This window comes from Sulfuricurvum sp., assembly GCF_049587615.1.
Lineage (GTDB): Bacteria > Campylobacterota > Campylobacteria > Campylobacterales > Sulfurimonadaceae > Sulfuricurvum.
Genome location: NZ_JBAVEF010000016.1, coordinates 126,009 through 151,248, shown reverse-complemented (window position 1 = coordinate 151,248; position 25,240 = coordinate 126,009). Strand labels below are relative to the sequence as shown.

The window sequence follows — 25,240 nt, the reverse complement described above, 5'->3', positions numbered from 1 at the left end:
TAGCCCGTATGCGTCTAAGCATGCTACAATTCACCGTTAAAAACCAAAAGATCGGATACACAAAAATGAAAAAATTCAACCTTTTTAAAGAGATTATTGTCGTCGCTCGTACTGATTTTATGAATGCGATTAATTCGGCCAAGCCCTTCGCGATTACCGTTACCGGAGAGATCCGATACGCCCCTTTTCCGTCCGACACCATCTCCATTTTCGAAGGACAGATTCCGCCTCTCTCTCCACTAAGCACCACCCTTTCCCGTCCGATTTCAGAGATGCTCGGTAAAGATTACCGCATTGTCGAAGACGATGACCGGATACTCATCAAAGCTGCCGGGGCATGGCAAAGCATCATCGGCTACAATCAAAAACGCTCCCTATACGATGATACCACTGCAGATGGGATCGATAAATTTGCCGATAAAGAATTAGAACAGATCGGATGGCATGCAACTGAATTTAATATTACCTATCGTGAGATTGTCGATCAGTTTGAAAGTAACTCCGAGGGGATTATCCTGTGTATTGAGCAAGAAGAGCCGTATCAGTTCAGCGGACTGGGATTCGTTTCGGATATAGAAAGTACGCGCGCGATGGTCTCTGCGTATTGCACGTCAGTAATTCGGGAGAAAATCGCTAATGACCCTGATTATGCAACTCTCACCGATGACGAGGAAGAAGCGGCGGAGTTCTTTAAAGCGATCTAGACAGATACCGCTCCAAAATAATTTTTGCCGAGAGGGAATCGATCCGGCCGTCGCGCTTGTAGCGGATTTCCCCCTTCATCAACGCTTCGGCTTCCTGGGAGCTGTGGGATTCGTCTTGGTAGACGATCTCCCCGCTAAACTCGACGAGGTTCATAAAATGGGCCACACGTCGGCGCATCTCGTCTTCGGTCGTACTTCCCATCGGGATACCGATTACCACCGTCGTCGCTTCATATTCATTCAACACTTTTTTGACATCATTCGCCGCTTGATTGCGGTTTTTCCGCTCAATGGCCGGAAGAGGGGTCACAATTCCCGCACCCGCACTCAGGGCGAGTCCAATCCGTTTTAACCCCAAATCAATCGCGATAATAGCCCCCATCATTTCCCCAGACAAAACTGACCGAACATTTTATCAAACATCTCATCGAGTTCATATGGTCGACTAATCGACGCGACAGAGCGGATCGCTGCATTGATATGAAACGAGAAGAACTCCAATTCACCGTCATGGAGCGGCTCATACGCTTCATCAATCGATCTAACAGCTTTCTCGGTAGCACTGATTTGCCGTTGCGAAATAAGCATCATCTCCTCACCGTCATTCTCATGATCCATAAGAGAACTCAGCGTATCGATCAAATGCTCCATCTCGTGTTTGCAACTAAGCCGAATCGGACGGTAACTCTCTATCACAGTTGCATCAAAACACTCCGGTAAATCCGATTTGTTCAACACGCAGATAAAAGGTTTTTCACGGGAATAACGTTCAATCAGCTCGATAATCGCACGATCTTCACTATCAATCTCACGTGAAGCATCAAACAAAGCAATCACTACATCGGCATTTTCGATAGCCGCGATAGAGCGTTCGATCCCGATCCGCTCAATCTCATCGTGAGCGTTACGTATCCCCGCCGTATCGACCAGACGGATCAAATGGGTACCGATACGCACCTGCTCTTCGATCGTGTCACGAGTCGTCCCTGCAATGTCGCTAACAATGGCACGTTCATAATCGAGGAGTGCATTTAGAAGAGAGCTTTTCCCGACATTGGGCTTGCCGATAATGGCAATTCGAAATCCCTGCATTAAACCTGAACGCCGGCGGCTCGATTCGAGGGTGCGGGAGAGGGTCTGTTTTATCTTCTCCAGCTTTACTTCAATCTGTTCGACTACGTCTTGGGGCAAATCCTCTTCGGCATAATCAATGACAACTTCCGAATACGCCAAAATCTCCAACAATGAATCGCGGATCCCCTCGATGTATCCGCGCAATTCTCCCTTCATCTGACGCGCCAGAATGCGTGCGGCATCATCGCTTTTGGCTTCGATCAGTGCGGCAGTTGCTTCAGCCTGGGTCAGATCAAGACGACCGTTTAAAAAAGCCCGCTTGCTAAACTCTCCCGGCTCCGCTAAACGCGCCCCCTCCGATAATACAGCACGTAGCAGTGACTCAGCCACGACATAACCGCCATGACATTGAAACTCTACGACCTCTTCACCGGTAAAACTGCGTGGAGCTTGAAAATAGATGAGAATTGCTTCGTCGATGAGAGTGCCGTCATTGTGATGTAAAGAGGTAAGGGTTGCGTAACGCGGCTGAAGTTCTGTTTTTCGGGAAAGTTTTAACGCGATGCTAAGAGAACGGTCTCCGCTCAGGCGGAGAATCGAAATAGAACCAACGCCATTAGCCGTGGCGATGGCGGCGATAGTCTCATTCATCAATATTCGTGATAACTGTTGATGATGATAAACTTACCGCCATCACGGGTAGAGCGGATCGCCACATAACGATCGGGATAGCGCTCACGAAGCTGTTTTAGGGCAATTTGCACCAATACCCCGTCCAATACCTTCGTCTGGGCTCGGCCCTCTTGATCAATGATATCGCAGACATTGATCAGATAACGGGAAATGGACTCTTCTTGGTTTTTTAAAAACTCGGCAATTTCCAAACGGAGCTGCATTCCGTACACTGCGTTAATCCAGTTGAACAACATATACGAAAGAGCTTTATAACGATATCCCTCTTTACCGATCATGAGTGCGGCATCGGGGCCGGTAAACTCAACCAGCAAGGTATTTTCATCGTATACACTGACTTCGATAGGATTGATATCAAAGCAAATATCTTTGAAGAGGATATTGATCTGCTCTTTCACTTCGTCGGCACACTCTTGTGCAGAGATCTCATAAAAGTCACCCTCTGCCTCTCCGACTTCCTCAAAATCATCCGCCTGCTCATAAAATTCATCACCTAAAACCAATTCTTCAGGCTCGATAGCCGATGAAGCGGTCTCAGTCTCATCTTCTTCAACGATAAAAGGTTCATCCACATCTTTTGCAACCGCTGCAACCGTATGAGGAAGATTGGCAACAATAATCGCCGATTTTTTAAAAAGTCCCAATACCCCTTTTGAAGGAAATTGGACAATCTCGACTTGAAGTGCGGTAACAGAGCATCCGAACTCTGCAGCCGCTTTCGCATAGGCTTGTTCCAGCGTCGGAGCTTCAATCTTTTTCATGATGCTTTTCCGCAAGATGAGCTTCATGGCGGGTCGCACGTGCCGCTTCAAATTGTTTATTTACCAAATACTGCTGTGCAATAGAGAAAAGGTTATTCACAAACCAATACAATACAAGTCCTGCCGGGAATGTAAAGAAGAAAAATGTGAAAATTACCGGTAAAAATTTAAAGATTTTTTCCTGCAGCGGATCGGTAAAGTTGCTCGGCGTAATCTTTTGCTGATAATACATCGTCGCACCCATCAAAATAGGGAGGATGTAATAAGGGTCCATTCGTGACAAGTCATGTACCCACATAATCCACGGTGCCCCTTGAAGCTCTACCGCATTCAGAAGGACGCGATAAATCGCAAAGAATACAGGGATTTGCAACAACAGCGGTAAACATCCGCCCAGCGGGTTAGCACCGTGTTTTTTGTACATCTCCATCACTGCCGCATTCATACGGGCAGGATCCCCTTTGTATTTTTCTTGTACCTCTTTGATACGGGGAGCGATATCTTTAATTTTTTGCATCGATACCATCCCTTTGTGGGTCAAAGGGTAAAGGAAAATGCGGATAAGGACCGTAAGACCGATAATTGCCCAGCCCCAGTTACCCAAAAGGCTGTGCAGCCACATCAAGATTTTGAAAATCGGGGCAGCTACAAACGTAAACCATCCGAATTCAATTGCATTGACAAGTACGGGATCGATGGATTCAAGTGTTTTATACTCTTTTGGTCCAATGTATCCGTTAAAAGTAAAGTTATTAGCTCCCTCCAGATACATAACAGGATTACTATTTGTATCGCGTTCAACCGCTACTTGTGTCGTCTTGTCAAACCCGTAAAAAATGGTCGCATAATATTGATCGAATGCCGACACGAGATGAACATCGGTAAAAAGTGACCGTCCCTCAACATCACCGTCTTCGAAAATTGTTGTAAGATTATCGCCCGAATAAATCATACCACCGACAACCGTCATCATCTGTTCGATAATTTCCGGATGTTGCCCTAAATAAAGAGAATAGCGTTTTTCATTCGAAAGCGAAACTTTCGCATCGTAATGGCCATCCGCGTAAAACGTCAATGTTTTGGTTACGGTTAATTCAGGAAGGTTTTGGCTCAGTACGACGGTCGATTTGCCATTCTCACCCAAAGCGATGTTGGTCATATTGGCCGTATACGGCGTTTTTGCCGCCACTTCATTAAGAGCTTCATCCGCAAAACGGATTTGAAGCGGTTTAGCACCGCTGGAAGCAATCAGTTCCGAGAGCTTACCATCACTTCCGTTATGTTTTTCATCGCTTAAAACAACCGAAGAAATCCGTCCCAGTGTATCAATTTTGAGGGTAAACTCTTTTGCCGATACGGTTGTCAAGGTATCTGTCGTAACGGTTTTAATATTAGAAACTGCCGAAGTGTTAGACTCTGCCGGTGTCACTGCAGCTGCTGCTTGGACAGCAGAACCTTTTGTTGCATTGCTTTCACTGTTGGGCGATTGAGGAGGAAATAGAGTGGTGTAACCTATAAAAAAGGCAAATGATAAAGCGACGGCAACGAGGAGTCGCTGATTGGGAGTAAACTTTTCTAACACTGTGACCCTTTAAACTTAAAATTTTTGATCAGAAAATAATTCTGTTGATGTGGAACAAACCAGTATTTTATCGTATTTATGGAGAGTTCGGAGGGTTTTAACGTCGGTTTGTCAATAATCGGATAATCGATACCGCCTGAAAAAAGCTGATTGCACCGCAAGATTCGTAAAAAAGTGGAGTAGAATGCGCGTGGGAGGGTGTTGCGTTCAAACTGCCATAAAGCATATTCGGAACATGAGGGGTAATGACGACATGAACCGCGCGTCACCAAAGAGAAAGAGTGCCGATAGAGCCACAGGAGCTTAAGAAAGAAGATTCTTATCATCACTCACTCCAGCCATGGCACCCGTCCGTTTTAAAACATATTTGCAGTCGCGTCGTACCGTATCGAATGGGTTGTCAAACAACCCTTTCTTGGCGACAAAAACGTACCATCCGTCTTGTGCATTGGGTGATAACTCGTCAAAAAGTGCCCGAAGACGTCTTTTACACCGATTTCTCACCACTGCATTACCGACTTTTTTACTGGCCGTATATCCAACTTTTTTTTCTCCCTTGAGAGGGAGATAAAACAACGCGATGGAAGTGCTGTGCGCATTTTTTCCGCGTTGATAAACACGCTGAAACTCGCTGTGAAGCTTCAACATCGAAAAGCTATTTAGACAGCCAATCGTTTTCGACCTTTAGCACGACGAGCGTTCAATACTCGACGGCCATTTTTTGTCGCCATACGTGCACGGAAACCGTGAGTACGTTTACGTGGCGTATTATGCGGTTGGTATGTTCTTTTCATAAGCCATTCCCTTTAGAAATTTTTAGCACGCAATAATAGACAATTCTTACTTAAAGGTCGATTAAGTTTCGTAAAAGCTTATTACAACTATTGTGAAAAAGTCCGATATAGTCACTAAGATTAACCTAAAAGGGTGTACCATGATCACTGCAACCTCATATGACGCTTACCGCTCTCACGAGCTCGCACTCTCTATGAAAACCAGTAGCGGCGATACCCTCTCTCTTAACTTTACCAATGAACAATCCCTTTCACTTAATGAAAAAACAACCTCCGATTCTAAAGAGCAATCATTCTCTTTTGCTTCAATGCAGGCTTTTTCTTTCAATATAGATAGCAACGGTATTAATGAACAGGATCAAAAAGAGATTAACGCATTTATGAAAAAAGCACAGCCGTACATCGATAAGTTTATGAAAGAGGTGGAAGATCAAAATCAAACCTCACCGATCAATAAAATCGCTTCGGATGTTACCAAACTGATCGGAAATCTGAAAAACAGTGATGAAAACGTCAAAAATCATGCCAAAAAAGGGGTCGTTGATCTCTTCGATAATGCCGTTAAAAATATAAAATCGCATGAAAAAATGGTTGATGAAGCCCAGAAACTGATGCAAAAAATCATCGACGGATTTGATAAATTGTTCGAGCCGATTTACGCTTAAGGCTGTAAAAAATCCCGCAAAGTCGGTGCTACCGATTGCCCGGTAGGGCCATTGTTTAAATTCAAAGTAGTTTTAAGTTTCATGTGACAGTCACGGCATTCACGTATAACGGCATGTTCTGCCACCCTTACCCCTTCGATCTTCGCCACCGGATGACAGGCGAAGCAATCACTTCCGCAATCTGCCATTTTTGCGGGATTGGCACTGTGACATTGGATACAGGTTATCATCGGTTTATGCCGCTTATCGGAATCAATATTTTTGAGCAGTGCAGGATGGCAGGTCATACAATCCCCCGTACATCCGAAGGCTGACAGTGTCCCTAAAAATACAATTAACATCCATTTCATAATACAATTATACTCTCGAATCGGATAATAAATCACGCATCTGTGTTACACTCATCGGGCGACCATAAAAATACCCCTGAATCAATCGGCATCCGTTTTCTACCAGAAAATTTTTCTGCTCTAATGTTTCCACCCCTTCGGCGATAACATTCATCCCCATACTCTCCGCCAATGCAATAATCGATCGTACGATAGCCGCATCTTCGGTATCTTCCGGCAGTCCCCGAACAAAAGATTGGTCAATTTTTAAAATATCCAGAGGAAGCCGCTTCAGATACGACAGAGACGAATATCCGGTTCCAAAATCGTCAATCGCCAATGCAAAACCAAGCTTTTTTAGCTCTTTCAACACACCAATGGATTGCTCCGGTTTTTTCATAATATCCCCTTCGGTCACTTCCAGTTCTATCCACTCTGCCTTGCACCCGCTTTGAACCAACATGCTTTTGACTTTATCTGCAAACTTTTCTTGGAGCAACTCTTTTCGTGCCACATTCAGCGAAACGACACCGGGATTAAATCCATTATTTCTCCATTGAACGACTTGCTCCATTACTTTTTTCATAACAAAGTGATCGATCAGGACAATCAGCCCCGTCTCTTCCGCAATCGGGATGAATTTAGAAGGGGAAACCATCCCCATTTCAGGGTGATTCCAACGTATCAACGCTTCCATCCCGATCAGCCTTTCACTCTCGCCATCTGTTTTAGGTTGGTAATAGAGGAGAAATTCATTGTTTTCGAGTGCATGGCGCAGACTTGTTTCCATAGCAACCCGTTCGAATGCCCTCAATGTCAATTCTTGGGTATAGTACTGATAACTGTTTCGCCCTTCCTCTTTGGCTTTGTACATTGCAGCATCGGCATTGCTCAAAAGATTCTGAGCACTCTCACCATCCAGTGGATAAATACTTATACCGATGCTACTCGTTACATAAAGCTGATGTTCATCGATAAAAATGGGTTCTTGAAGCACTGACACAAGTTTGCCGGCAATTTGATTGACTTTTTGAATATCGTCTACATCCTCGATAATAAGGGTGAATTCATCTCCCCCTAATCGGGCTATGGTGTCAATATCCCGTAAATGATCACTCAACCGTTTGGCAATCGTGATGAGAACCTTATCCCCCATCGCGTGCCCCAGTGAATCATTAATCTCTTTAAAGCGATCCAAATCGATAAACAAAACCGCGAGTTGATCCCCGCTTCGTTTGGCTTTATGAATGGCGTGTTCCAAGCGGTCCACAAAAAGAGAGCGATTGTACAAATGGGTCAGTTCATCGTGATGTGCCTTATATGCCATTGTTTGTTCCATTTTTTTGCGCCGATCGATTTCGATCGACAGTGCAATGGCATTTGCAATCGTAATAACAAACTCTTGGATTTCAGGTTTCCATGTCCGCAATGAACCGACATGTTCATAACACACAACCCCAATCACTTTTCCATCCTGAGAGATCGGCATATCAAGCATTGAACGTATATCGGAAGGTTTAAGATAACTCTCGGTAAATTCACTCGTACGGGAATCGATTTGGGCGTCATTCACCGCCATCATTTCCCCCTGTACCAAGGCATGAAAATAGTGCGGAAAATCTTTTTTTTCCAGAACCGTCCCCGCATAATGAAGATCATCTCCTGCAGAGTACATATCCTGACATACAATAGTGGATTGATCCGGTGTTAAAAGCCATACACTGACACGTTCAATCCCTAACGTATGCGCCGATATCTCGGTAGCCTTTCGAATCGCTATTTCCGATGTTTCATATCTGTTTTTAGACCAATCCGAAAGAGCTTTTTGATACCGTTCACTCTCTTGTGAGCGTTCTCTTTCCATAGCTTCAGCCGCTTTAACTTTGAAAAGCATCGACTCAAGTTCTCTAATGTGACGGTTGATCGAATCGATCATCAAAGAAAACGCCCGTCCCATCTTTGAAATTTCATCATTGCCGAGAAAAGAGGGAAGCGCTATATCATAATTATTTTGGGCAATCCGCGCAGCCGCAGCGGAAAGAAGGGTTAAGTGAGCTGTTAGACGCCGTACAATCAGCCACGAGAGAATTCCTCCGACGATCATCGCAATGAAGATGTACATTATCCCTTTTGAAAGGAGCCTCTCAATTTCCCGATCGATCGTCGCGGTGGTGGTCAACATGCGGGCATACCCGATCGTATTTTCACCCACTTTGATCGGGATAAGGGTATCAACGATTCCTTCGTGACGCTTTTGGATGAAGTTCATGTGTACGTTTTCGAGTTCTTTGTGAAGATGAATACTCCACGCATCGGTTATCGTCCGATTAAAAGAGGCAGCATCATTCGATGCACGGACACGATGATTTTTATCGAGGATAAAAACGGTTTCTACATCGGGTAGATGTTCCACCTGCGCAACCAGTTCGTGCAATCCGACAATATCGTTATTCAATAGGGACAATGACGCACTCGAGCCAATCAGCCGTGTTAACTCCTCCGCTTTTGAGAGAGATTGCTCTCTCAAAAACCGGCTTTCACGCTGAATCAAATCATAAACAAACATCCCCATGAGAGCGCTATGTAACAGAACGATACCGATGACAAGCTGCCCTTTGATCGTGGTAAAAAAAAGCTTTAGAGTGTTCACTTGGGCAATCCGATCGTCTGATCGTAACGGATCAAAAATTCTTTCACAGGTATATAGGTATCATTCGTTGCTTTTTCAAACCCTTCAAATCCCGTCGCGGCAAGGAGTATTTGCGTCTTTGCATTTACATCAAGTTTACACAGATGCTCAACAATCTGTTCAACAATCCCTTTGTCAAGATCACCTCGGACAACAAATCCGTTGTTTACCAAATGGGGTGTTTCCCATAGCAGTTCCATCTCTTTGGCTTTTTCGGGGTTTTCACTACTCCATGTTTGCCAAGGGCTGGGCCACGTAGCCGCCGCAACCGTATCACCACTATAGGCATTCATAATGGATGAATATTGCGAACCGACATATTTAGGCTTTGCCTGTGTATCGGCATTCAGCCCCCGTTCATACAAAAACCATTTGGGCATCATCGTGGCAGCCAACGCTGTCGGTGCCGGGAAACTGATAGCCTTACCCTGCAGCTGTTCTACCGTTTTGATATAACGATCTTTTCTAGCAACGATAATGCCTCGAAACTCACTGTCAGGTTTCACTTTAGCCACAATACGATAGCCGTGCTGTATCGATTGAAGGGTTTGGTACGGATTAGGAAGGGAGAGGTCAAAATGACCTTCATAAAGCTTACGTTCATAGTCGGCATAATCAACCGATGTTTCAAGTGTAAAATGAACTCCTTTTATTTCGGATTCCAAATAAGTCAAAATAGGCTGATACGCCAAAAAAGTTTTTTCGGCATTAAGATACGGGTGAACCCCTACAATGAGCTGTTTTTCATGAATAACGGAGAAAGAAGGCTTATAGTGTTCGCGTTTCTCCTCTTCGGACAAACAGCCCGAAAAAAAGAAAGGAAGCAAGAAAAATAATATAAATTTATAATTATAGACTTTTTTGTTCATTCCAAAATTATAACCTATTTCGATTCGCCTTAGTTTACCTTAACGGTAATTTCATCCCCTTCCGTGTCAAAAGCAACGTGAGATCCTTCTTCCACTTCTCCGCCGAGGATCAAATCGGCTAGGCGGTCTTCAACAATCTCATAGAGTGCCCGCTTAAGCGGTCGTGCACCGTACACCGGATCGAACCCCGCACTCGCGATATAGCGCGCAGCACTCTCACTGAGAGTAAGGGTAATGTCCCGTTCTTCCACTTTGGCCGCAATATCTCTAAAGAAAAGATCGACGATGCTGAGAATTTGCGCTTCTCCCAACGGGTTAAAGACGACGACATCATCGAGTCGGTTCAAAAATTCCGGTTTAAAATGTTGTTTCAGCTCACCCAGTACCATCTCTTCGAGCTGAGGGTCGCCGTGATGGGCCATGATCTTGTCACTCGCGATATTCGAGGTCAAGATAATGATCGTGTTGGTAAAATCGACTACCACCCCTTTGTTATCAGTCAAACGTCCGTCATCAAGCACTTGTAACAAGACATTAAAGACATCGGGATGCGCTTTTTCGACCTCATCGAACAAGATAACGCTATAGGGTTTACGGCGTACCGCTTCGGTGAGCTGTCCCCCCTCCTCAAATCCGACATATCCCGGAGGTGCTCCGACGAGACGAGACACCGCATGTTTCTCCATGTATTCGGACATATCGATACGGATCATCGACTCAGCACTGTCAAAGAGGAATTTCGCTAATGTTTTCGCCGTTTGCGTTTTCCCGACCCCCGTAGGTCCGAGGAACAAGAACGATCCGATCGGACGGCTCTTATCCGAAAGCCCCGCTTTGTTCCGTTTGATCGCACGGGCTACCGCATGAGTCGCACGCTCCTGCCCTACGACATCACGGTTCAGTTCATCTTCGATGTGGAGTATCTTCTCTTTTTCACTTTGGAGCATTTTGTTCACCGGAATTTTTGTCCAACGGCTTACAATCCCCGCGATAGAGGCTTCATCGACACTGTTTTTGAGCAATGTCCCCTCGGCAACCATCACTTTCCAACGCTCTTGAAGCGCTTTTTCTTCCTCGAAAAGTTTAGGAATTTGACCGTATTCGATCTCAGCGGCTTTGTTAAAATCAGCCGATTGTTTCGCACTTTCGGCTTCACGGCGTTTAGACTCGATTTCAGCTTTGATCTTCGCTACCCGTTCAAACACCTCTTTTTCATGGGCGAACTGCGATTCCAAACTACGGCGTTCTTCTCCCGCATCGGCCAATTCCCGCTCAATCTCTTCGAGGCGTTTGGTATTGGCAACCGACTCTTCCATTTTAAGTGCCTCTTTCTCCACCTGCAACTGTGTCAATTTCCGTTTGATGGCCGCAAGTGCATTGGGCTCGGATTCAATCTGCATTTTGAGTTCTGCCGCTGCCTCATCGATCAAATCGATCGCTTTGTCGGGGAGAAAGCGGTCATTAATATAACGATCGGAGAGTTTCGCTGCCGCTACCAATGCCGCATCGGTGATCGTGACGTTATGGTGTGCTTCCAAACGTTCTTTCAGTCCGCGAAGAATCTGTAATGATTGGTTTACACTCGGTTCATCCACGTTAACCGGCTGAAAACGGCGCTGCAACGCGGCATCTTTTTCGAAATATTTGCGATACTCTTTAAGCGTTGTCGCCCCGATGGTGTGCAATTCTCCGCGTGCAAGAGCGGGTTTTAGGATATTCGCCGCATCCATAGACCCCTCCGATGCACCGGCTCCGACGATGGTATGAATTTCATCGATAAACAAAATCACATTCGCCGACTTTTTCACCTCGTCTATGACCGCTTTGAGACGGTCTTCGAACTCTCCGCGATATTTTGCCCCCGCGATCAACGCACTCATATCCAAAGCGACGACCCGTTTGTTTTGCAAACTGAGCGGCACCTCTTTGTTAACGATACGCTGTGCCAACCCTTCGACCAATGCCGTCTTACCGACCCCCGGTTCACCGAGGAGAATCGGATTGTTTTTGGTTTTACGGATCAAAATCTGCATCATTCGGCCGATCTCTTCATCCCTTCCGATGACCGGAGAGAGTTTCCCCTCGATCGCTTCACGGGTCAGATCGATTCCGTATTTGGAGAGCGATTCGAGAGTTTCATCGGCCGTTTGCGACTCGATTTTTTGCCCTGCGCGCATTGCTTCAAACGTTTTCCGCAATTCAAATACATTCACGTATCTTTCAAGTATCTCTTTGAAAGGGTTATGATTCAAATTCCCCATTAAAAACGTATCAATGGCGATAAACTGATCCCCATTGACGGCCATTTCAGCTGAACCGCGTTCAAGGGCGTGGACAAAATCGCGTGAAAGGCGAATACTCTCTTTCGTTACGCTGGAGACACTCGAAAGTTTTTTTGCGGCACTTTTAACATCCAATTCGATCGCCGTTTTATCGACGCCCATTTTGGTCAGTGCTTGATTGAGGGGCGAATTGCTATTCGTAAGCAATGCCCATAAAAAATGGATCGATTCAACTTCACTGTTTTTATTGTGCAATGCCAATGAGATCGATGACTCGATCATCTCGGTCATTTGATGGGTTAGTTTTTCAAAAATATTAGCTGACATAAAATTCTCCTAGTTGAGTTACAAGAATTATAATACTTTGAGTCGATTGTTGTCAAGTCTTTTAAGTTATTTTATTTAGATAGTTCATCATACCCAAAGGGGAGAAGAACCTCTTCGAGCTCCTCGGGCTCACGTGCCCTATCGGGAGTTAAATTAAAAATGCCGATACAATGCCAATCGCTCCTCCAAACACGCCGCCCCATACAACGAGCCATCCCAAATGCTCTTTCATCAGTGTATGCAGCATCTCCTTAACCATTAGGGGGGTGAGTTCCGCTAAACGCGTTTCAACGATCCTTTCAATCGATTCACTCAGATGTGATCCCCCTTGATGCAAATGGGTATTAAGGGCATTCATAAACGATTCGCTTTGAGAAATTTCAATAGTAGAGGCTTTAATTTTTTCCAAAAAGGGTTCTTTGAGTTTGCCGATAATCGCTTCTCCGCCAAACATCCCCAACATACTGCCCAAAGGTGAATCCATGACACTCCGTACCAGTGCATTGTATGCGGGGGTGAAATCGGTTTGTTCGATAATTGGGGCTAAATCGATAGTACGTTCTTGTGATTGGACAAATGATTCAATTTTTTCAGGGGTAAAAAACTGTTCCATAATCAAAGTTTTTAATGCTTCCCGTATCGATTCAAAGCGATCGATTATAATGCCCGACCCGTATAAAAGTGGTACTTTTTCAAAAAGCATATGGATAGCCAACTGATTGGTTATGGCTCCAGATAATGCAAATAATCCTGCCGTTCGAATCACATTTGCCACTATTCCCTCAAACATATACGACAACCCGACTAATCCCAGAGAGATCCCATTCGTCATCCATCCTTTATCCATTTATGCATCTCCTCGTGTTAATACAGGTATTATACAAAAAAGGTTAAAGTTACACCCAAAAAAGGAGAGGTAAATGATCCTGCATACCATGGAAGCACTGCTTCGTGATAGTGATTCGTCCGCAATTTTAGGAGCCTTTTCCTCTGCACTGGAACGAAGCGATGAAGCCCCGTTTTGGAGACAGAAAAGTCTCCCGTTTTGTGAAGCGATCTTAAGCGTCCTGATTCCTCTGCGGGAACAAAAACTCCTGTTTGATCCGGAGGGGAATCATCACTCTAAACTGACCTCGGAACTTTTTATCCGTTGGTGTGATCTGCTTAGTCTTAAAACACTCGCTTTTACCCTGGCAAACAGCAACAAAGAGGGCAAATTGGTACGTACTAAACTCGACACAACACTTTGCGCCGTCTATGAGCCGATCGATCTAGAGATATTGGGGAGATACCTGAGCGGCTACAGTGTGAATCTCGAAAACGAGATGGTCGATTTCCCGATTACCAACTACAATCTCCATATCGGAATGACCACACTGATTACCAAAATTTTGGAAGGAAAATAATCATGCAAGAGATGAAACCGCTCAACATTCACAGCTATCTCCCTTATAATGAAATTGAGAAATTGCTGGAGGGGGTAGAGTATATTATGATGGCCGCCCCCTCAATGATCAAAGATGCCCATCCGATCCATTTTACGATCATCCTCAATACCTCAGACCCCATCCCCGAAGAGATCAAACCGCTGATTTTGGAAAAATTCTCTCAAGAACACCGCATTACTGCTACCAGCCATATACTCAGCAATCTGGAACGTATCGCGTTTGCGATGACCCCTCAAGAGACCCCGATGCCTCGTCATCTAATCGATGACGCTGAAGCAAGAACTATCCCGTGGAAACTGCTCCATATCATCGATTTTTTAGGAGATTCAGACGGTTTTAAAGAGGCAAAAGACGGCCTTAGCGGATGGAGTTACAGCTACAATTAAAATCATATTCTCTCAACCTTTCGGATACAAGTCGGTGTGGCCGACTGGCCGAGGAGGATGCATGAAAAGAGTTCTAAGGTTTTATCGATCTAACCTTTGCACATTTCCTCTATCTCCTCCATACTCTTCGCAATCATCGCCGATAGGTTCTCATACCCCTCTTCGGTAACGAGAATATTATCCTCGATACGGATGCCGATCCCGCGAAATCGTTCAGGAATGTTCTCATCATCGGCACGGAAATAAAGCCCCGGTTCGATGGTCATCACCATCCCCGCTTCAAAGGCTAGCGATTCTCCCGATTCATCCACATACGGACAGGGATCATGGACATCCAATCCCATCCAGTGCCCTATCCCGTGAGGAGCGTATTTTTTATGCTCTTTGGCTTCTATCAATGCACTTCGTTCACCGCTCAAAATTCCCAGTTCAATCAATGCATCGCACAGAAGTTCTTCACTGTAGGTTTGGAGCCAATCCCTCTTTACGCCGGGGCGGATCGCTTCGATAACACGAAGCTGAACGTCGAGGACTTTTTCGTACACCTCTTTCTGGACATCACTGAATGTTCCGTTCACAGGGAAGGTACGGGTAATATCGCTGGCATAGAGTTCCCATTCGCACGCCGCATCGATCAAAACCAAATCCCCATCCCGCAACGTATCGCGGTTATCAATGTAATGGAGGGTATTGGCATTGTTCCCCCCCGCAACAATCGCTCCGTAGGCTTCGTTCATGGCACCACGGTGCAAGAATACGTAACTCATAGCGGCTTGGAGCTGGAATTCTTTCATCCCGGCACAGCACTGACGCATCGCATCATGGTGTGCTTCGGCGGTGATTGCTATCGCTGTTTTAATCGTTTCGATCTCTTCGGCTGCTTTGATCAGACGCAATGAGCGTATGAGATAAGTGACGTCACGGATGGAGTGAATATGACGTTTAACACCCCGCGTTTCACGCAATGCTTTTGCGGCGGCTTTTGCTTGGATCAGGATTTCTGATTCATCAAACAAATCGATGTAAAGGTTTATGTGTTCACGCAAAAGTTCTTTAATCTCTTTAGCGTATTCGGCACTATCGCGTACCTCATCAACATGAAAACGCTCCCGCGCCTTTTCAATCCCTAACTTAGCCCCGTTCCACAGTGCATATTCGGCATTGTAGGCTTCAACATAAAGGATGGTTTTTATTTCTGTAAAAGATTTTGAGAGTATTAAAATAGAATTGTGCTCTTCAAAACCGGTAAGATAATAAAAATCACTGCTTTGACGGTAAGGGTATTCGCTATCGTTAGAGCGTATAAGATGGGGGGCAGAGGCGATAATCGCTACTCCCTCTTCCATGCAATCAAGAAGTTTGTTTCGGCGGTTTAAAAAGTGATTTTCATTCATGGCGTTATTGTGCCATAAATGGAACTAAATCAGAAATTTCTCTCTAACAGTTTACCGACTTTAAGAATCGTGATGATACGATCGGCTTGTTTTCCGACACCGTCAATCATACTCTCCCCTTCAGAAATCGTCTCAGGGGCAGGACCGACATCCCGTTTCGGCAAGCGGATTGCTTCGGTGAGGCGGTCGATCACAAATCCGGCCACATCATCCCCGTTTTTCATCACGATAAAACGGGTCTCTTCGCTATGTTTAATCATCTCCAAACCAAAACGAGAACGCAAATCGATCAACGGGATAACGGAACCGCGAAGATTAAATACCCCTAAAATATAGGGAGGAGTCTGCGGAACACGCGTCCATGAGATCGGCTTAATGATCTCTTGGATACTCAAAATGGGTACCGAAAATTCTTCGTCTCCGACAATGAATCCGACCAGCTGAATCACTTCATCGATTTTAATATCGTCTCCGGAGAGGGACTTGTGCTGTTTGTTAATAATTTGCTGGAGTTTTTCGCTCATGTTATAGCCCCTCGTTAAATTTGATATTGCGTTTGACGACATTCATCAAATATTCCGATGAATACGGCTTCGTTATGTATTCGACCATTCCCGATTCGACACCACGCATCCGATCTGCTTTTCCGGTACGTGAGGTGACAGCGATCAGCGGGAGATTTTTATACTTATTGTATTTTTTAATCTCCGCCGCTAAGCTGTATCCATCCATCCTCGGCATCTCAATGTCGATCAGCATCGCATCAAACGTATGATCCGCCTGCTTAAGGATATTAAGGGCTTCAACCCCATCTGTCGCTTCGACCAGAGTTATCCCCATCGGTTCCAATGATTTGCGCATAATGGTTCGGTCGGTTTTCGAATCATCCACAATCATGACTTTATAATCACTCGGATTATTTTTAACCCCTGAACGCCCTTTGGCTTCGGCACTTTCTTGACCTACCGTCGATTTGACCGATTTGGCCATCTGCATCAATGCCGCCACGTCAACAATCAAAGTTACACCGCCATCCCCACGGATGGTTGCCCCGGCAATTCCCTCGATCCCTTTGAGATATTCCCCGAGAGATTTAATAACGATCTCTTCTTGGCCGACCAACGAATCGACGATAAGACCGATTTTACTCTCTGCTAGCCCCAAAACAACGACATAGGCATGTTCGCTGTTGTCAAATACCCGTTCAACTTCGAAAATATCCCCGATATGGACCAGAGAGAGAACTTCATCCCGCAACCGCATGACGGAGCGGCTCTCAACGGTATAGATCTCATCTTTGCTGATGCGAACCGTTTCCAACACCGATGCGAGAGGAATCGCATAATACTCCTCCTGTACTCCCACAAGCAAGGCTTGAATAATCGCTAAGGTGAGCGGGATTTTGAGTTTCATCGACGTACCCTTGCCCACTTCAGAGTCGATGTCGATCATGCCGTTAAGCTTTTCGATATTCGTTTTGACGACATCCATCCCTACCCCGCGGCCTGAGACGCTGGTGACTTGTGCGGCAGTCGAGAAGCCCGGGCGGAAAATGAGACCGAATGCCTCTTTCTCAGACATCCCTTCAGCCTCTTTTTCGGTAATAATCCCCTTCTCGATCGATTTTTGTTTGAGCATATCCGCATCAAGCCCTTTACCGTCATCGATAATTTGAATGACGATATGGTTCCCCTCATGATATGCCTTAAGATGGATCGTTCCTGTTTCCTCTTTTCCGCTAGAAAGACGTACATCCGGGGTTTCAATCCCGTGGTCACATGAATTACGGATAATGTGAACAAGCGGATCGCCGATCTCTTCTACGATCGATTTATCCAGCTCTGTCTCTTCCCCGGTAATTTCCAGCTCAATTTTCTTGTTCAGCTCACGGGAGAGATCCCGAATCATACGGGGGAATTTATTAAATACTTTTCCGATCGGCAACATCCGCGTTTTCATAACGGCAATCTGCAAATCGGTCGTAACCAATGAGACAATCGATACCACTTGGTTCAGTTCTTCGAGGAACGCTTCTCCTTCATAACGCTCTTCAACGTCATCATTGATTTTAATCAGACGGTTTTTCCCTAAAACCAGTTCTCCGATCAAATTCATTAAATGATCCAATCGTTTGACATCGACACGAATCGTTTGCTCTACTGCCCCGCCGCCGCGATTTTCACCCTCTTCTTTCGGTTCGGCGCGTCGTGCAACGGGAGTCGCAGGTTTTGCCTCCACTTTAGGCTGCACCGCAGGAGCAGCCGGGGCTACGGAAACCGGAGCGGAAATTGGTTCACTCTGAGGCGTTGTCTGAACAGCAACCGGTGCAGCTGCAGCGGGAGTTGAAGCTTCAGCCGCTTTTTGTGCCCGTTTTGCGGCATCTTCCGCCTGCCGTTTGGCAAGAAGGCGTTCAATCTCGGCTTCAACCTCCGCATCATCCATCCCTTCATAATCGGGTTCTTCTTCAAGCGGAGCGCTTTCTTTTGCTTTGCTCGCTCGTTTGGCGGCATCTTCGGCCTGCCGCTGTGCAATCAAGCGTTCAATCTCCGCTTCCACTTCGGCTTCGCTCATTCCCGAGTAATCCTCTTCTTCCTCATCGGTTTGCGGTTCTACTGCAACAACCGGTTCAGATACGGCTACTGTTTCAGCCGCGCTGCTAAGAGGCGTACCATTGGCAACGGCGTCCAAACGCTCGACGCATTGGCCTACTTCCAATCCGGCATCGGCACCGCTGTCCCGTATCCGTACCAACAACGCTTTCATCAAATCGATCGATTCTAGAATAACGTCCATCACATCCGCATCGATAACCAAATCTCCGTGACGTGCCATATTGAGTAGATTTTCCATATGATGCGTTAAATGGGTTAAGACATCGAAGTTTAAAAATGAGCTGGCACCCTTAATCGTGTGAGCAACCCTAAAAATACGATTTAGCAAATCCAAATCATCGGGTCGCGATTCGAGTTCGACAAGATCCTGGTCAAGCTGTTCGATCAGTTCAAACGACTCAATCAAAAAATCCTGTAATATCTCTTGAAATTCATCCATTGCCTAACCCCTATTGAATATGAGCGCGTACGACACGCGCTACTTCATCGTAAAATAAATTCGAATCAAATTTGACCAAATAGGCCTCTCCGCCCGCATCTTTTCCACGTATTTCACTGAAATGATCACTGATGGAAGAGTTAAAGACAATCGGAATCATCTTAAAGCGTTCATCCGATTTGACGTTCGCCGCAAAATGGAATCCGTCCATCAACGGCATCTCGATATCGGATACAATCAGACGAAGTTCAGACGATAGCTGAGCGCCGTATGCATTATAGAGATCTTCCAAAATGCGAAGCCCTTGCTGTCCGTCCGTTGCTTCAATCACATTAAAGCCCATCTGTTCCAACGCTTCTTTGATAATACGTCGGGCCGTAGCACTATCATCAAGCAGTAAAACATGTCCGCTAAAACGATATTTGCCCTCTTCCAGCTTACCTCTTGAAGGTTGATAGAGACCAAGCTCTTGGACAACCCCTTCCAAATCCAGGATCAAAAGAACCGCCTCATCTTCGATACGGGTTACTCCGGTTATTTTAGAACCGTCTAATCCCCCTTGGGAAGATACAAAAGAGGCCGGTTCAATGTCTTTCCAGTTAATGCGGCGGATCCGTTTGGCTTCATGAACGACAAAGCCGATGACAATATTGTTAAATTCGGTAATGATCACCCGCGACTCTCTCGCCATCTCCTCGGGAGCATCTATCCCCATCCATTTGGCCAGATTCACCACCGGGATGACGACACCGCGCAAATCGAAAATCCCCTCGATAAACGGAGGGGTTCCCGGCAATTCCGTTAATTTAGGAAACTGGATAATCTCGCGAACTTTTGCGACATTGACTCCATATATCCCTTCATAGATCTCATCGCCTTCGCGTTTGAAAATACGGAAATCGACCAGTTCCATCTCGTTTGTGCCGATTTTTAAAACGTTACCTTGTCCCTTCATGGGGCTCCTTACGAAAAACTGCATCGTGCAATAACGGCTGATTTTGGGTTGATTGTACAGTAAAGTATCTTTCATTGCAAGCAAAAGCGCCGAGATTGATGTACTGCAAACCGTTCAGCATAAACGCCCGATTTTGGTGAAAATGCCCCTCAATCACAACATCGGCAAAATCCAGTTTGAGCGCACACAACCTCTCTTCGATCAGCTTTTCAAAATGGTGGATAGGGCGGCAATGATTTTTTTGCTTCATCTGCCCTTCCAGCCATGAGACGATAAAACCGCCTCCAAGAGTATCGATAGTGCGAAGAAAGGCCAATACACTTCGGTTACGAATCAGTGCCGTATACCATTCATATCCCCATCCCATAGCACTGTCGCCATGCGAAAGGGCAATATTTTTCCCCTCATGCGTCATCAGAAAAGGCTGATGCTCACGTCGGATAACGTCAACACGAGGCAACAGTTCAGCGATCAAAAAATCGTGATTTCCCTCTAAATAGATAATTTCCAGATGTGCAGAAAGACGGTTTAGAAGGTCAAGCCCTTCGGTGTTATAGCCATATGTACTGGGTATGGGGCCATAAAGCATATCAAACACATCCCCCATCAATATGAGTTGAGGCGTTTTAATTTCACCCGATTCAATCGCATGAAGAAAGTCGATAAAGGGGGTACGCCACGGGGCGCAATGGGCGTCCGCGATTAAAATCGCACCCGTTTGAAGTCTTTTAGGGGACATAGGCTATTTTGGGAATACCGAGGGTTTCGTCCAGCCCCATCATGATATTGGCATTGGCCAATGCCTGCGAACTCGCGCCGCGCATCAGATTGTCGATCGCACACATCGCCACCAAAGCATTCCCGTGACGGGCAGCATACACATCGGCAAAATTGGTCCCCGAGGTCATTTTAGTATGAGGGGGTGCGTTACGGACACGGACAAACGGTTTGTTTTGATAAAACGTTTCCATCGACGAGAGGGGATCGCAATCCGTTTTCAACGTTGCATAGACACAGGCCAGCATTCCCCGTGTCATCGGAACGAGGGAGGGGACGAAAGTTACCTCTACCTTATTCCCGCATAAAACCGATGCGTGCTGTTCGATCTCGGTAGCATGACGATGCTTGATAATGCTATAGCAGTTGATGTTATCATTGACATTGACATAATGAACGGTAGATGAAGGCGATTTCCCCGCACCCGAAACACCCGTTTTCGAATCGATAAAAATCGGATGGGTTAAATCGATCTGATCCAGAAACGGAGCCAATGCCATCAACGATGCGGTGACATGACACCCGGGATTGGCGATGAGTTTTGCCCCGTGTGCCACACTACCATGGAGTTCCGGAATCGAATAAACCGCATGCGAGAGATTATCCAAATCCTCATGCTCACAATAAAATGCTTCGTAATTTTCCTGATTCAAACGGTAGTCGGCGGAGAGATCGACGACTCTGATTCCTCTATCCAACAGCCCTTTTGCCGTCTGCATCGCCGTTTTGTGCGGAAGTGCCAAAAAGACCAATTCGCACGATTGGGCTGCACGCTCCATATCGACTTTCTCAACCGCTAAAGAGCATACGCCCATGAGCGCAGGGTGAAGCTCTGCAACGGTAGTCGAACCTTCGGTGTTGGCGCAATAGACGAGATTGAAAATCGGATGGGAAATAAGCATCTTAACGAGTTCAGCACCCGTATAACCGCTGACTCCGATGATACCGACATTAATGCGATTCAAACACAATCTCCTGATATTTGACTTCCAATACTTCGAAGTTTTTTGTTCCTCCAGGGAGCTTGGCGTTGAGCTCGTCCCCCTCTTCACGTCCCAGAAGCTGTTTGGCCAGAGGCGAGTTAAAAGAGATCAACCCTTGCTCGGGATTACTCTCACATCCGCCGACGATCGTATACGTCACTTCCTCATCGGTAGCAAGATCACACAACACTACCGTCGAACCAAAACTGACGCGGGCGTGTTCAAGCTCGCTAGGATCAACGATCTGCGCACGTGAGATCACATCTCCAAGTTCTGCGATACGGGTACCGATAAAGGCTTGTTTTTCACGCGCGGCATGATATTCGGAGTTCTCTTTTAGATCACCGTACTCTTTGGCACGGTCAATCTCGACATTTACCGCCGGTAAATCAACATTTTTAAGGGTATTCAGCTCATCGGATAATCGCTGAAACCCGTATTTGGTCATCGGTTCTTTTTGTTCCACAGTGTGCTCCGAAAAAATAATAGTAAGACATTATACCACTTTATATTACGCACTTTTCGGGCAAAGCCCGCAAAGTGGCAGGGACAAATGTCCCTTGCAACCCCCAAAACAAGCAAAGCGCTCCCATAGGGATGTTTCCTGAAACGCTACCCGTGTCTTTCAGATACGGGAGAAAATTAAGTTTGAAGAAGTCAATTATTGAGAACTTATTCTCCGCAATGCTAACGAGCACATTGCGAGTCCAAAGCCTCCCGTTACGGCGACAAAACTCCCTTTTTCTTTGATGCGGGGGAGTTCGGAACTGCAGATACAGCTAAAATCGCCTTTGAACTTTCGTTTACGCAGTTCATTGCGGATTTTGGAGGCAAAAGGGTCACCTTCGGTCTTCCAAATGGAGCGTACTTCGATTTTCGTCGGGTCAAGCCGTTTGGCAGAACCGACGGAGGAGATAAGTTTGGGATAGCATTTTTGGATCAAGGCGAGTTTGGCACGCATATCGTCAATCGCATCGAGGATCAGATCATACGGCTCGAAATCAAATGCTTCGACCCATTCGGGGGTGATTTTCTCCGCAATGGCGATCACTTCAGGATAATGCATTTTGAGTGCTTCGACTTTCAACTCCCCTTCGTGCATCTCCGAATGCATTTGGCGGTTTTGGTTGGTCAGGTCATAGCGGTCAAAATCGACGATCGTAATATCACGTACCCCGGAACGGTAAAGGCAATCGAGACAGAAACTCCCGACTCCGCCGACACCAAGGAGCAACAATTTTGCATTTTGGAGTTTTTCATGAGCAGCTTCTCCGAATACCAGTCGGGTGCGGGTATGTCTCACAGCCACTCCTGCAGTTTTTTCATCGAGTGGTAGGCACTCATATCCAGATGTACCGGGGTAATCGAGACCATCCCCTGCGCAATTGCTTCAAAATCACATAGCCCCGCCCCATGTTCTCTCGCCTTAAACTCCAAAGGGTGAAGCCCGAGCCAATAATATTCCATCCCTCGCGGATTGCGATGCAAATGGGCATCATTGGCATAATAACGGTATCCGGCATACGTAACGCACCATTGCAACTCCTCCACCCCGTACGGAATATTAACGTTTAAAAACTCACGATGATTCAAAGGAAATTCTCCGTCGAAAATTTTGGTAACCAGTGCCCGGATCGCACTTTTAGCCAGAGCAAAATCGCCCATCGGTTCGGTAAAATCCATGACTTGGGAGATCGCGATGGAAGGGACCCCCTGCAGCACCCCTTCCATTGCCGCCGCCGCGGTACCGGAGTAGGTGATATCCTCCCCCATATTCGACCCTTTGTTAATGCCGCTGATGACGAGATCGGGTTTGGAATCTTCGAAAAGCGAATGCAAGGCGAGATAGATACAATCGCTCGGGGTACCATCGTCCAATTTATAAAAATCGTCTCCGACACTGATAAAACTAAGCGGCCGTGTCAGCGTCAGCGAATGGCCGCATGCCGATTTCTCGGTCGATGGGGCGACTACGGTAATCTGAGCAAGCCCTTCCAGCGCCTCGATCAGAGCCAAAAGCCCCGGCGATTCGTATCCGTCGTCGTTACTGATGAGGATTTTTTTCATTTATGGTTCCTTTTGGAGGGTTTTACGGGGACAAGGATAAAGCAGTTGCGGTTCCCTCGGCGTTCATACGCCAACACATAATTATGCTCTTTTAAAATTGCATCGACAATGTAGAGCCCTAATCCGAAGCTGTCTTTCGTCGGATGATCTTTGGTAAAGGGTTCGATGTAGTAGCTAAGCGGTTTTTTGAGCGGTTCACCGGAGTTGATAAAGAAAATTTCCTTTCCTTTTACCGTTATCTCCATTTTTTTGTCGGGGGAGTATTTAATCGCGTTATCGATCAAGTTTTTTACCGCCGTCACAAAGAGGCGGTAATCGACCTCCATTTTGATGGAGGTATCGACATCACAGACCACCGAGTCATAATCAACCATCGCCGAATCAACGGCACCGTCGATGATATCCACAAGACGATACTCTTTTTTCTCCAGATGCTGGTTTCCCGACGTAATCTCTTCGATAAGGGCGAATTCACCGATCAGCGATTCCAGGCGTTCAAAAATCCCCTCAAATCGGACCTGCTGTTTTTCATCACTGAGCATTGTCGCCGCAATACGCCCTTTGGCAATCGGGGTTTTAAGCTCATGCATAATATTGCGTAAAAAGAGGGTCCGCGATTCGATAAGGGAGCGGATTTTATTTTGGGTCGTATCCAGTTCATTCGCGATCAACGCAATTTCATCCGATCCTGCAATGCGAAAACGGACCCCCATGTCCCCTTCTCCGAAACGGGCAATTTGTTTTCTCAAACGGCGCAAAGGGCGTAAACGATAAATGATCAACGCAAACGATACGATCAAGATTGTCATAATCGTCCCATAGGCTGAAAGGAGGTTGACACCGCTATAGGCTTGGCTGCTTTGATCTTCCAGCAATACGCTGTGACGGGAAGACTCGACCCAAAAGAAAATTTTTCCCCGATATTCGATCATCGATGTGATGATCGGATGCGAGTCCAAAGGGATACGGGGAAACTCAGAAAAATCGGAAGGAGAGCTATACGGGTCCGTCGTACCGTCGGTTTTAAGAATTTTCCCCTCACGAATGATGGTTTCGTACGCTTCCTCTTCCATAATTTCGTTGAGATCGTACAAAGCCAGATTTGCCTCAAACATTGGCGGCGATATCTGTTTGATTAAATACGTATGGTAGATTTGACTGATCAAAGAGTGCTTGGAAAAAATATTGTCGATATGTTTCGCACGATTGGTTTCATAAAGCTGGTAAAAGGTATAGCTCACACTCGTTACCGTAACGACGAGGGCGAAGGCAACGGTGGCTAAAACGGCATTATTTTTGATCATATTTATTTTGAACGCGCAAGGAATAAAATCCCTTGCTCTACGCTAGCCGCTATGGCACATGAAGCGAAGCGGAATTCCGCAGCATCAGCGAGGACAAAACAAGTAA

Annotated in this window: 26 protein-coding genes; 4 read left to right on the top strand and 22 right to left on the bottom strand. The window is 46.0% G+C overall.

All coding sequences use genetic code 11. The features are described from left to right. Window positions 1-20: 20 nt before the first annotated feature. A complete protein-coding gene (locus WB308_RS03305; protein ID WP_424188963.1) occupies window positions 21-704 on the top strand; it encodes a hypothetical protein in 684 nt (227 codons plus the stop codon). On the opposite strand, the gene ruvX is transcribed toward WB308_RS03305, so the two are convergent. Genes ruvX through rpmH form a run of 7 tightly spaced genes read right to left on the bottom strand, consistent with a single transcriptional unit; the run spans window position 691 to window position 5,608 of the window. Then, window positions 691-1,086, bottom strand: a complete 396-nt coding sequence (ruvX, locus tag WB308_RS03300) for a Holliday junction resolvase RuvX (RefSeq protein ID WP_424188961.1) — start codon at window positions 1,084-1,086, stop codon at window positions 691-693. The genes WB308_RS03305 and ruvX overlap by 14 nt on opposite strands. Continuing rightward, the gene (mnmE, locus tag WB308_RS03295) at window positions 1,086-2,435 is read right to left on the bottom strand and encodes a tRNA uridine-5-carboxymethylaminomethyl(34) synthesis GTPase MnmE (protein WP_424189033.1); all 1,350 of its coding nucleotides are present in this window, start codon (window positions 2,433-2,435) and stop codon (window positions 1,086-1,088) included. Before mnmE ends, ruvX begins: the two co-directional genes overlap by 1 nt. Continuing rightward, window positions 2,429-3,232, bottom strand: a complete 804-nt coding sequence (locus WB308_RS03290; protein ID WP_424188959.1) for a Jag N-terminal domain-containing protein — start codon at window positions 3,230-3,232, stop codon at window positions 2,429-2,431. The genes mnmE and WB308_RS03290 overlap by 7 nt, the downstream gene beginning before the upstream one ends. Further along, window positions 3,219-4,814, bottom strand: a complete 1,596-nt coding sequence (gene yidC / locus WB308_RS03285) for a membrane protein insertase YidC (RefSeq protein ID WP_424188957.1) — start codon at window positions 4,812-4,814, stop codon at window positions 3,219-3,221. Before yidC ends, WB308_RS03290 begins: the two co-directional genes overlap by 14 nt. Further along, on the bottom strand, window positions 4,808-5,140 hold the full coding sequence (gene yidD, locus WB308_RS03280) for a membrane protein insertion efficiency factor YidD (protein ID WP_424188955.1): 333 nt from the start codon (window positions 5,138-5,140) through the stop codon (window positions 4,808-4,810). The genes yidC and yidD overlap by 7 nt, the downstream gene beginning before the upstream one ends. After that, window positions 5,118-5,462, bottom strand: a complete 345-nt coding sequence (rnpA, locus tag WB308_RS03275) for a ribonuclease P protein component (protein WP_424188953.1) — start codon at window positions 5,460-5,462, stop codon at window positions 5,118-5,120. Before rnpA ends, yidD begins: the two co-directional genes overlap by 23 nt. Window positions 5,463-5,473: 11 nt before the next feature. Further along, window positions 5,474-5,608 (bottom strand): 50S ribosomal protein L34, encoded by a 135-nt coding sequence (gene rpmH / locus WB308_RS03270; RefSeq protein ID WP_013459438.1) that lies wholly within the window; start codon window positions 5,606-5,608, stop codon window positions 5,474-5,476. A 140-nt stretch (window positions 5,609-5,748) separates the two neighbouring features. Between rpmH and WB308_RS03265 the strand changes: the two genes are divergently transcribed. Further along, on the top strand, window positions 5,749-6,273 hold the full coding sequence (locus WB308_RS03265) for a hypothetical protein (RefSeq protein ID WP_424188951.1): 525 nt from the start codon (window positions 5,749-5,751) through the stop codon (window positions 6,271-6,273). On the opposite strand, the gene WB308_RS03260 is transcribed toward WB308_RS03265, so the two are convergent. The 5 genes from WB308_RS03260 to WB308_RS03240 all read right to left on the bottom strand — a co-directional run bounded on the left by WB308_RS03260 (window position 6,270) and on the right by WB308_RS03240 (window position 13,616). After that, window positions 6,270-6,623, bottom strand: coding sequence for a hypothetical protein (locus WB308_RS03260; RefSeq protein ID WP_424188949.1), 354 nt, complete (start codon window positions 6,621-6,623; stop codon window positions 6,270-6,272). The two genes, WB308_RS03265 and WB308_RS03260, sit on opposite strands and share 4 nt — an antisense overlap. A 7-nt stretch (window positions 6,624-6,630) precedes the next feature. Beyond that, window positions 6,631-9,252 carry an EAL domain-containing protein gene (locus WB308_RS03255; protein WP_424188947.1) on the bottom strand — a complete coding sequence of 874 codons (2,622 nt, stop codon included), beginning with the start codon at window positions 9,250-9,252 and terminating at the stop codon, window positions 6,631-6,633. Further along, entirely contained in the window at window positions 9,249-10,160 is a 912-nt protein-coding gene (locus tag WB308_RS03250) for a phosphate/phosphite/phosphonate ABC transporter substrate-binding protein (protein WP_424188945.1), read from the bottom strand. Before WB308_RS03250 ends, WB308_RS03255 begins: the two co-directional genes overlap by 4 nt. 29 nt (window positions 10,161-10,189) lie before the next feature. Beyond that, window positions 10,190-12,769: an ATP-dependent Clp protease ATP-binding subunit gene (locus WB308_RS03245; RefSeq protein ID WP_424188943.1), complete on the bottom strand. Its 2,580-nt coding sequence runs from the start codon at window positions 12,767-12,769 to the stop codon at window positions 10,190-10,192. 148 nt (window positions 12,770-12,917) lie between these two features. After that, a complete protein-coding gene (locus WB308_RS03240) occupies window positions 12,918-13,616 on the bottom strand; it encodes a DUF445 domain-containing protein (RefSeq protein ID WP_424188941.1) in 699 nt (232 codons plus the stop codon). Window positions 13,617-13,689: 73 nt separating this feature from the next. Between WB308_RS03240 and WB308_RS03235 the strand changes: the two genes are divergently transcribed. Both WB308_RS03235 and WB308_RS03230 read left to right on the top strand, forming a co-directional pair. Beyond that, a complete protein-coding gene (locus WB308_RS03235; RefSeq protein WP_424188939.1) occupies window positions 13,690-14,175 on the top strand; it encodes a hypothetical protein in 486 nt (161 codons plus the stop codon). 2 nt (window positions 14,176-14,177) lie between these two features. Further along, on the top strand, window positions 14,178-14,603 hold the full coding sequence (locus WB308_RS03230; RefSeq protein WP_424188937.1) for a hypothetical protein: 426 nt from the start codon (window positions 14,178-14,180) through the stop codon (window positions 14,601-14,603). 89 nt (window positions 14,604-14,692) lie between these two features. Here the strand turns inward: WB308_RS03230 and WB308_RS03225 are convergent, their stop codons facing one another. From WB308_RS03225 to WB308_RS03180, 10 genes are all read right to left on the bottom strand, one after another. After that, window positions 14,693-15,997 (bottom strand): aminopeptidase P N-terminal domain-containing protein, encoded by a 1,305-nt coding sequence (locus WB308_RS03225; RefSeq protein ID WP_424188935.1) that lies wholly within the window; start codon window positions 15,995-15,997, stop codon window positions 14,693-14,695. A 29-nt stretch (window positions 15,998-16,026) separates the two neighbouring features. Further along, complete coding sequence (locus WB308_RS03220; protein ID WP_424188933.1) at window positions 16,027-16,521, bottom strand: chemotaxis protein CheW; 495 nt, start codon at window positions 16,519-16,521, stop codon at window positions 16,027-16,029. Between the two features lies 1 nt (window position 16,522). Next, window positions 16,523-19,048 carry a chemotaxis protein CheW gene (locus tag WB308_RS03215; protein ID WP_424188931.1) on the bottom strand — a complete coding sequence of 842 codons (2,526 nt, stop codon included), beginning with the start codon at window positions 19,046-19,048 and terminating at the stop codon, window positions 16,523-16,525. Between the two features lie 10 nt (window positions 19,049-19,058). Continuing rightward, window positions 19,059-20,003 carry a chemotaxis protein gene (locus tag WB308_RS03210; protein ID WP_424188929.1) on the bottom strand — a complete coding sequence of 315 codons (945 nt, stop codon included), beginning with the start codon at window positions 20,001-20,003 and terminating at the stop codon, window positions 19,059-19,061. Next, window positions 19,987-20,742, bottom strand: coding sequence for a UDP-2,3-diacylglucosamine diphosphatase (locus tag WB308_RS03205; protein WP_424188927.1), 756 nt, complete (start codon window positions 20,740-20,742; stop codon window positions 19,987-19,989). Before WB308_RS03205 ends, WB308_RS03210 begins: the two co-directional genes overlap by 17 nt. Then, window positions 20,732-21,745 (bottom strand): N-acetyl-gamma-glutamyl-phosphate reductase, encoded by a 1,014-nt coding sequence (argC, locus tag WB308_RS03200; RefSeq protein ID WP_424188925.1) that lies wholly within the window; start codon window positions 21,743-21,745, stop codon window positions 20,732-20,734. The genes WB308_RS03205 and argC overlap by 11 nt, the downstream gene beginning before the upstream one ends. Beyond that, a complete protein-coding gene (greA, locus tag WB308_RS03195) occupies window positions 21,732-22,229 on the bottom strand; it encodes a transcription elongation factor GreA (protein WP_424188923.1) in 498 nt (165 codons plus the stop codon). The genes argC and greA overlap by 14 nt, the downstream gene beginning before the upstream one ends. A 195-nt stretch (window positions 22,230-22,424) precedes the next feature. After that, on the bottom strand, window positions 22,425-23,066 hold the full coding sequence (locus tag WB308_RS03190; RefSeq protein WP_424188921.1) for a tRNA threonylcarbamoyladenosine dehydratase: 642 nt from the start codon (window positions 23,064-23,066) through the stop codon (window positions 22,425-22,427). After that, complete coding sequence (gene surE / locus WB308_RS03185) at window positions 23,063-23,830, bottom strand: 5'/3'-nucleotidase SurE (protein WP_424188919.1); 768 nt, start codon at window positions 23,828-23,830, stop codon at window positions 23,063-23,065. Before surE ends, WB308_RS03190 begins: the two co-directional genes overlap by 4 nt. Next, window positions 23,827-25,134, bottom strand: a complete 1,308-nt coding sequence (locus WB308_RS03180) for an ArsS family sensor histidine kinase (protein WP_424188917.1) — start codon at window positions 25,132-25,134, stop codon at window positions 23,827-23,829. Before WB308_RS03180 ends, surE begins: the two co-directional genes overlap by 4 nt. Between the last annotated feature and the right edge of the window lie 106 nt (window positions 25,135-25,240).

Excerpts from the sequence above, each read along its gene's own strand:
- WB308_RS03305 (WP_424188963.1), top strand. The coding sequence starts at position 21 with ATGCTACAATTCACCGTTAAAAACCAAAAGATCGGATACACAAAAATG.
- ruvX (WP_424188961.1), bottom strand. The coding sequence starts at position 1,086 with ATGGGGGCTATTATCGCGATTGATTTGGGGTTAAAACGGATTGGACTC.
- WB308_RS03290 (WP_424188959.1), bottom strand. The coding sequence starts at position 3,232 with ATGAAAAAGATTGAAGCTCCGACGCTGGAACAAGCCTATGCGAAAGCG.
- yidD (WP_424188955.1), bottom strand. The coding sequence starts at position 5,140 with ATGATAAGAATCTTCTTTCTTAAGCTCCTGTGGCTCTATCGGCACTCT.
- rnpA (WP_424188953.1), bottom strand. The coding sequence starts at position 5,462 with ATGTTGAAGCTTCACAGCGAGTTTCAGCGTGTTTATCAACGCGGAAAA.
- rpmH (WP_013459438.1), bottom strand. The coding sequence starts at position 5,608 with ATGAAAAGAACATACCAACCGCATAATACGCCACGTAAACGTACTCAC.
- WB308_RS03265 (WP_424188951.1), top strand. The coding sequence starts at position 5,749 with ATGATCACTGCAACCTCATATGACGCTTACCGCTCTCACGAGCTCGCA.
- WB308_RS03260 (WP_424188949.1), bottom strand. The coding sequence starts at position 6,623 with ATGAAATGGATGTTAATTGTATTTTTAGGGACACTGTCAGCCTTCGGA.
- WB308_RS03250 (WP_424188945.1), bottom strand. The coding sequence starts at position 10,160 with ATGAACAAAAAAGTCTATAATTATAAATTTATATTATTTTTCTTGCTT.
- WB308_RS03245 (WP_424188943.1), bottom strand. The coding sequence starts at position 12,769 with ATGTCAGCTAATATTTTTGAAAAACTAACCCATCAAATGACCGAGATG.
- WB308_RS03240 (WP_424188941.1), bottom strand. The coding sequence starts at position 13,616 with ATGGATAAAGGATGGATGACGAATGGGATCTCTCTGGGATTAGTCGGG.
- WB308_RS03235 (WP_424188939.1), top strand. The coding sequence starts at position 13,690 with ATGATCCTGCATACCATGGAAGCACTGCTTCGTGATAGTGATTCGTCC.
- WB308_RS03230 (WP_424188937.1), top strand. The coding sequence starts at position 14,178 with ATGCAAGAGATGAAACCGCTCAACATTCACAGCTATCTCCCTTATAAT.
- WB308_RS03225 (WP_424188935.1), bottom strand. The coding sequence starts at position 15,997 with ATGAATGAAAATCACTTTTTAAACCGCCGAAACAAACTTCTTGATTGC.
- WB308_RS03220 (WP_424188933.1), bottom strand. The coding sequence starts at position 16,521 with ATGAGCGAAAAACTCCAGCAAATTATTAACAAACAGCACAAGTCCCTC.
- WB308_RS03215 (WP_424188931.1), bottom strand. The coding sequence starts at position 19,048 with ATGGATGAATTTCAAGAGATATTACAGGATTTTTTGATTGAGTCGTTT.
- WB308_RS03210 (WP_424188929.1), bottom strand. The coding sequence starts at position 20,003 with ATGAAGGGACAAGGTAACGTTTTAAAAATCGGCACAAACGAGATGGAA.
- WB308_RS03205 (WP_424188927.1), bottom strand. The coding sequence starts at position 20,742 with ATGTCCCCTAAAAGACTTCAAACGGGTGCGATTTTAATCGCGGACGCC.
- surE (WP_424188919.1), bottom strand. The coding sequence starts at position 23,830 with ATGAAAAAAATCCTCATCAGTAACGACGACGGATACGAATCGCCGGGG.
- WB308_RS03180 (WP_424188917.1), bottom strand. The coding sequence starts at position 25,134 with ATGATCAAAAATAATGCCGTTTTAGCCACCGTTGCCTTCGCCCTCGTC.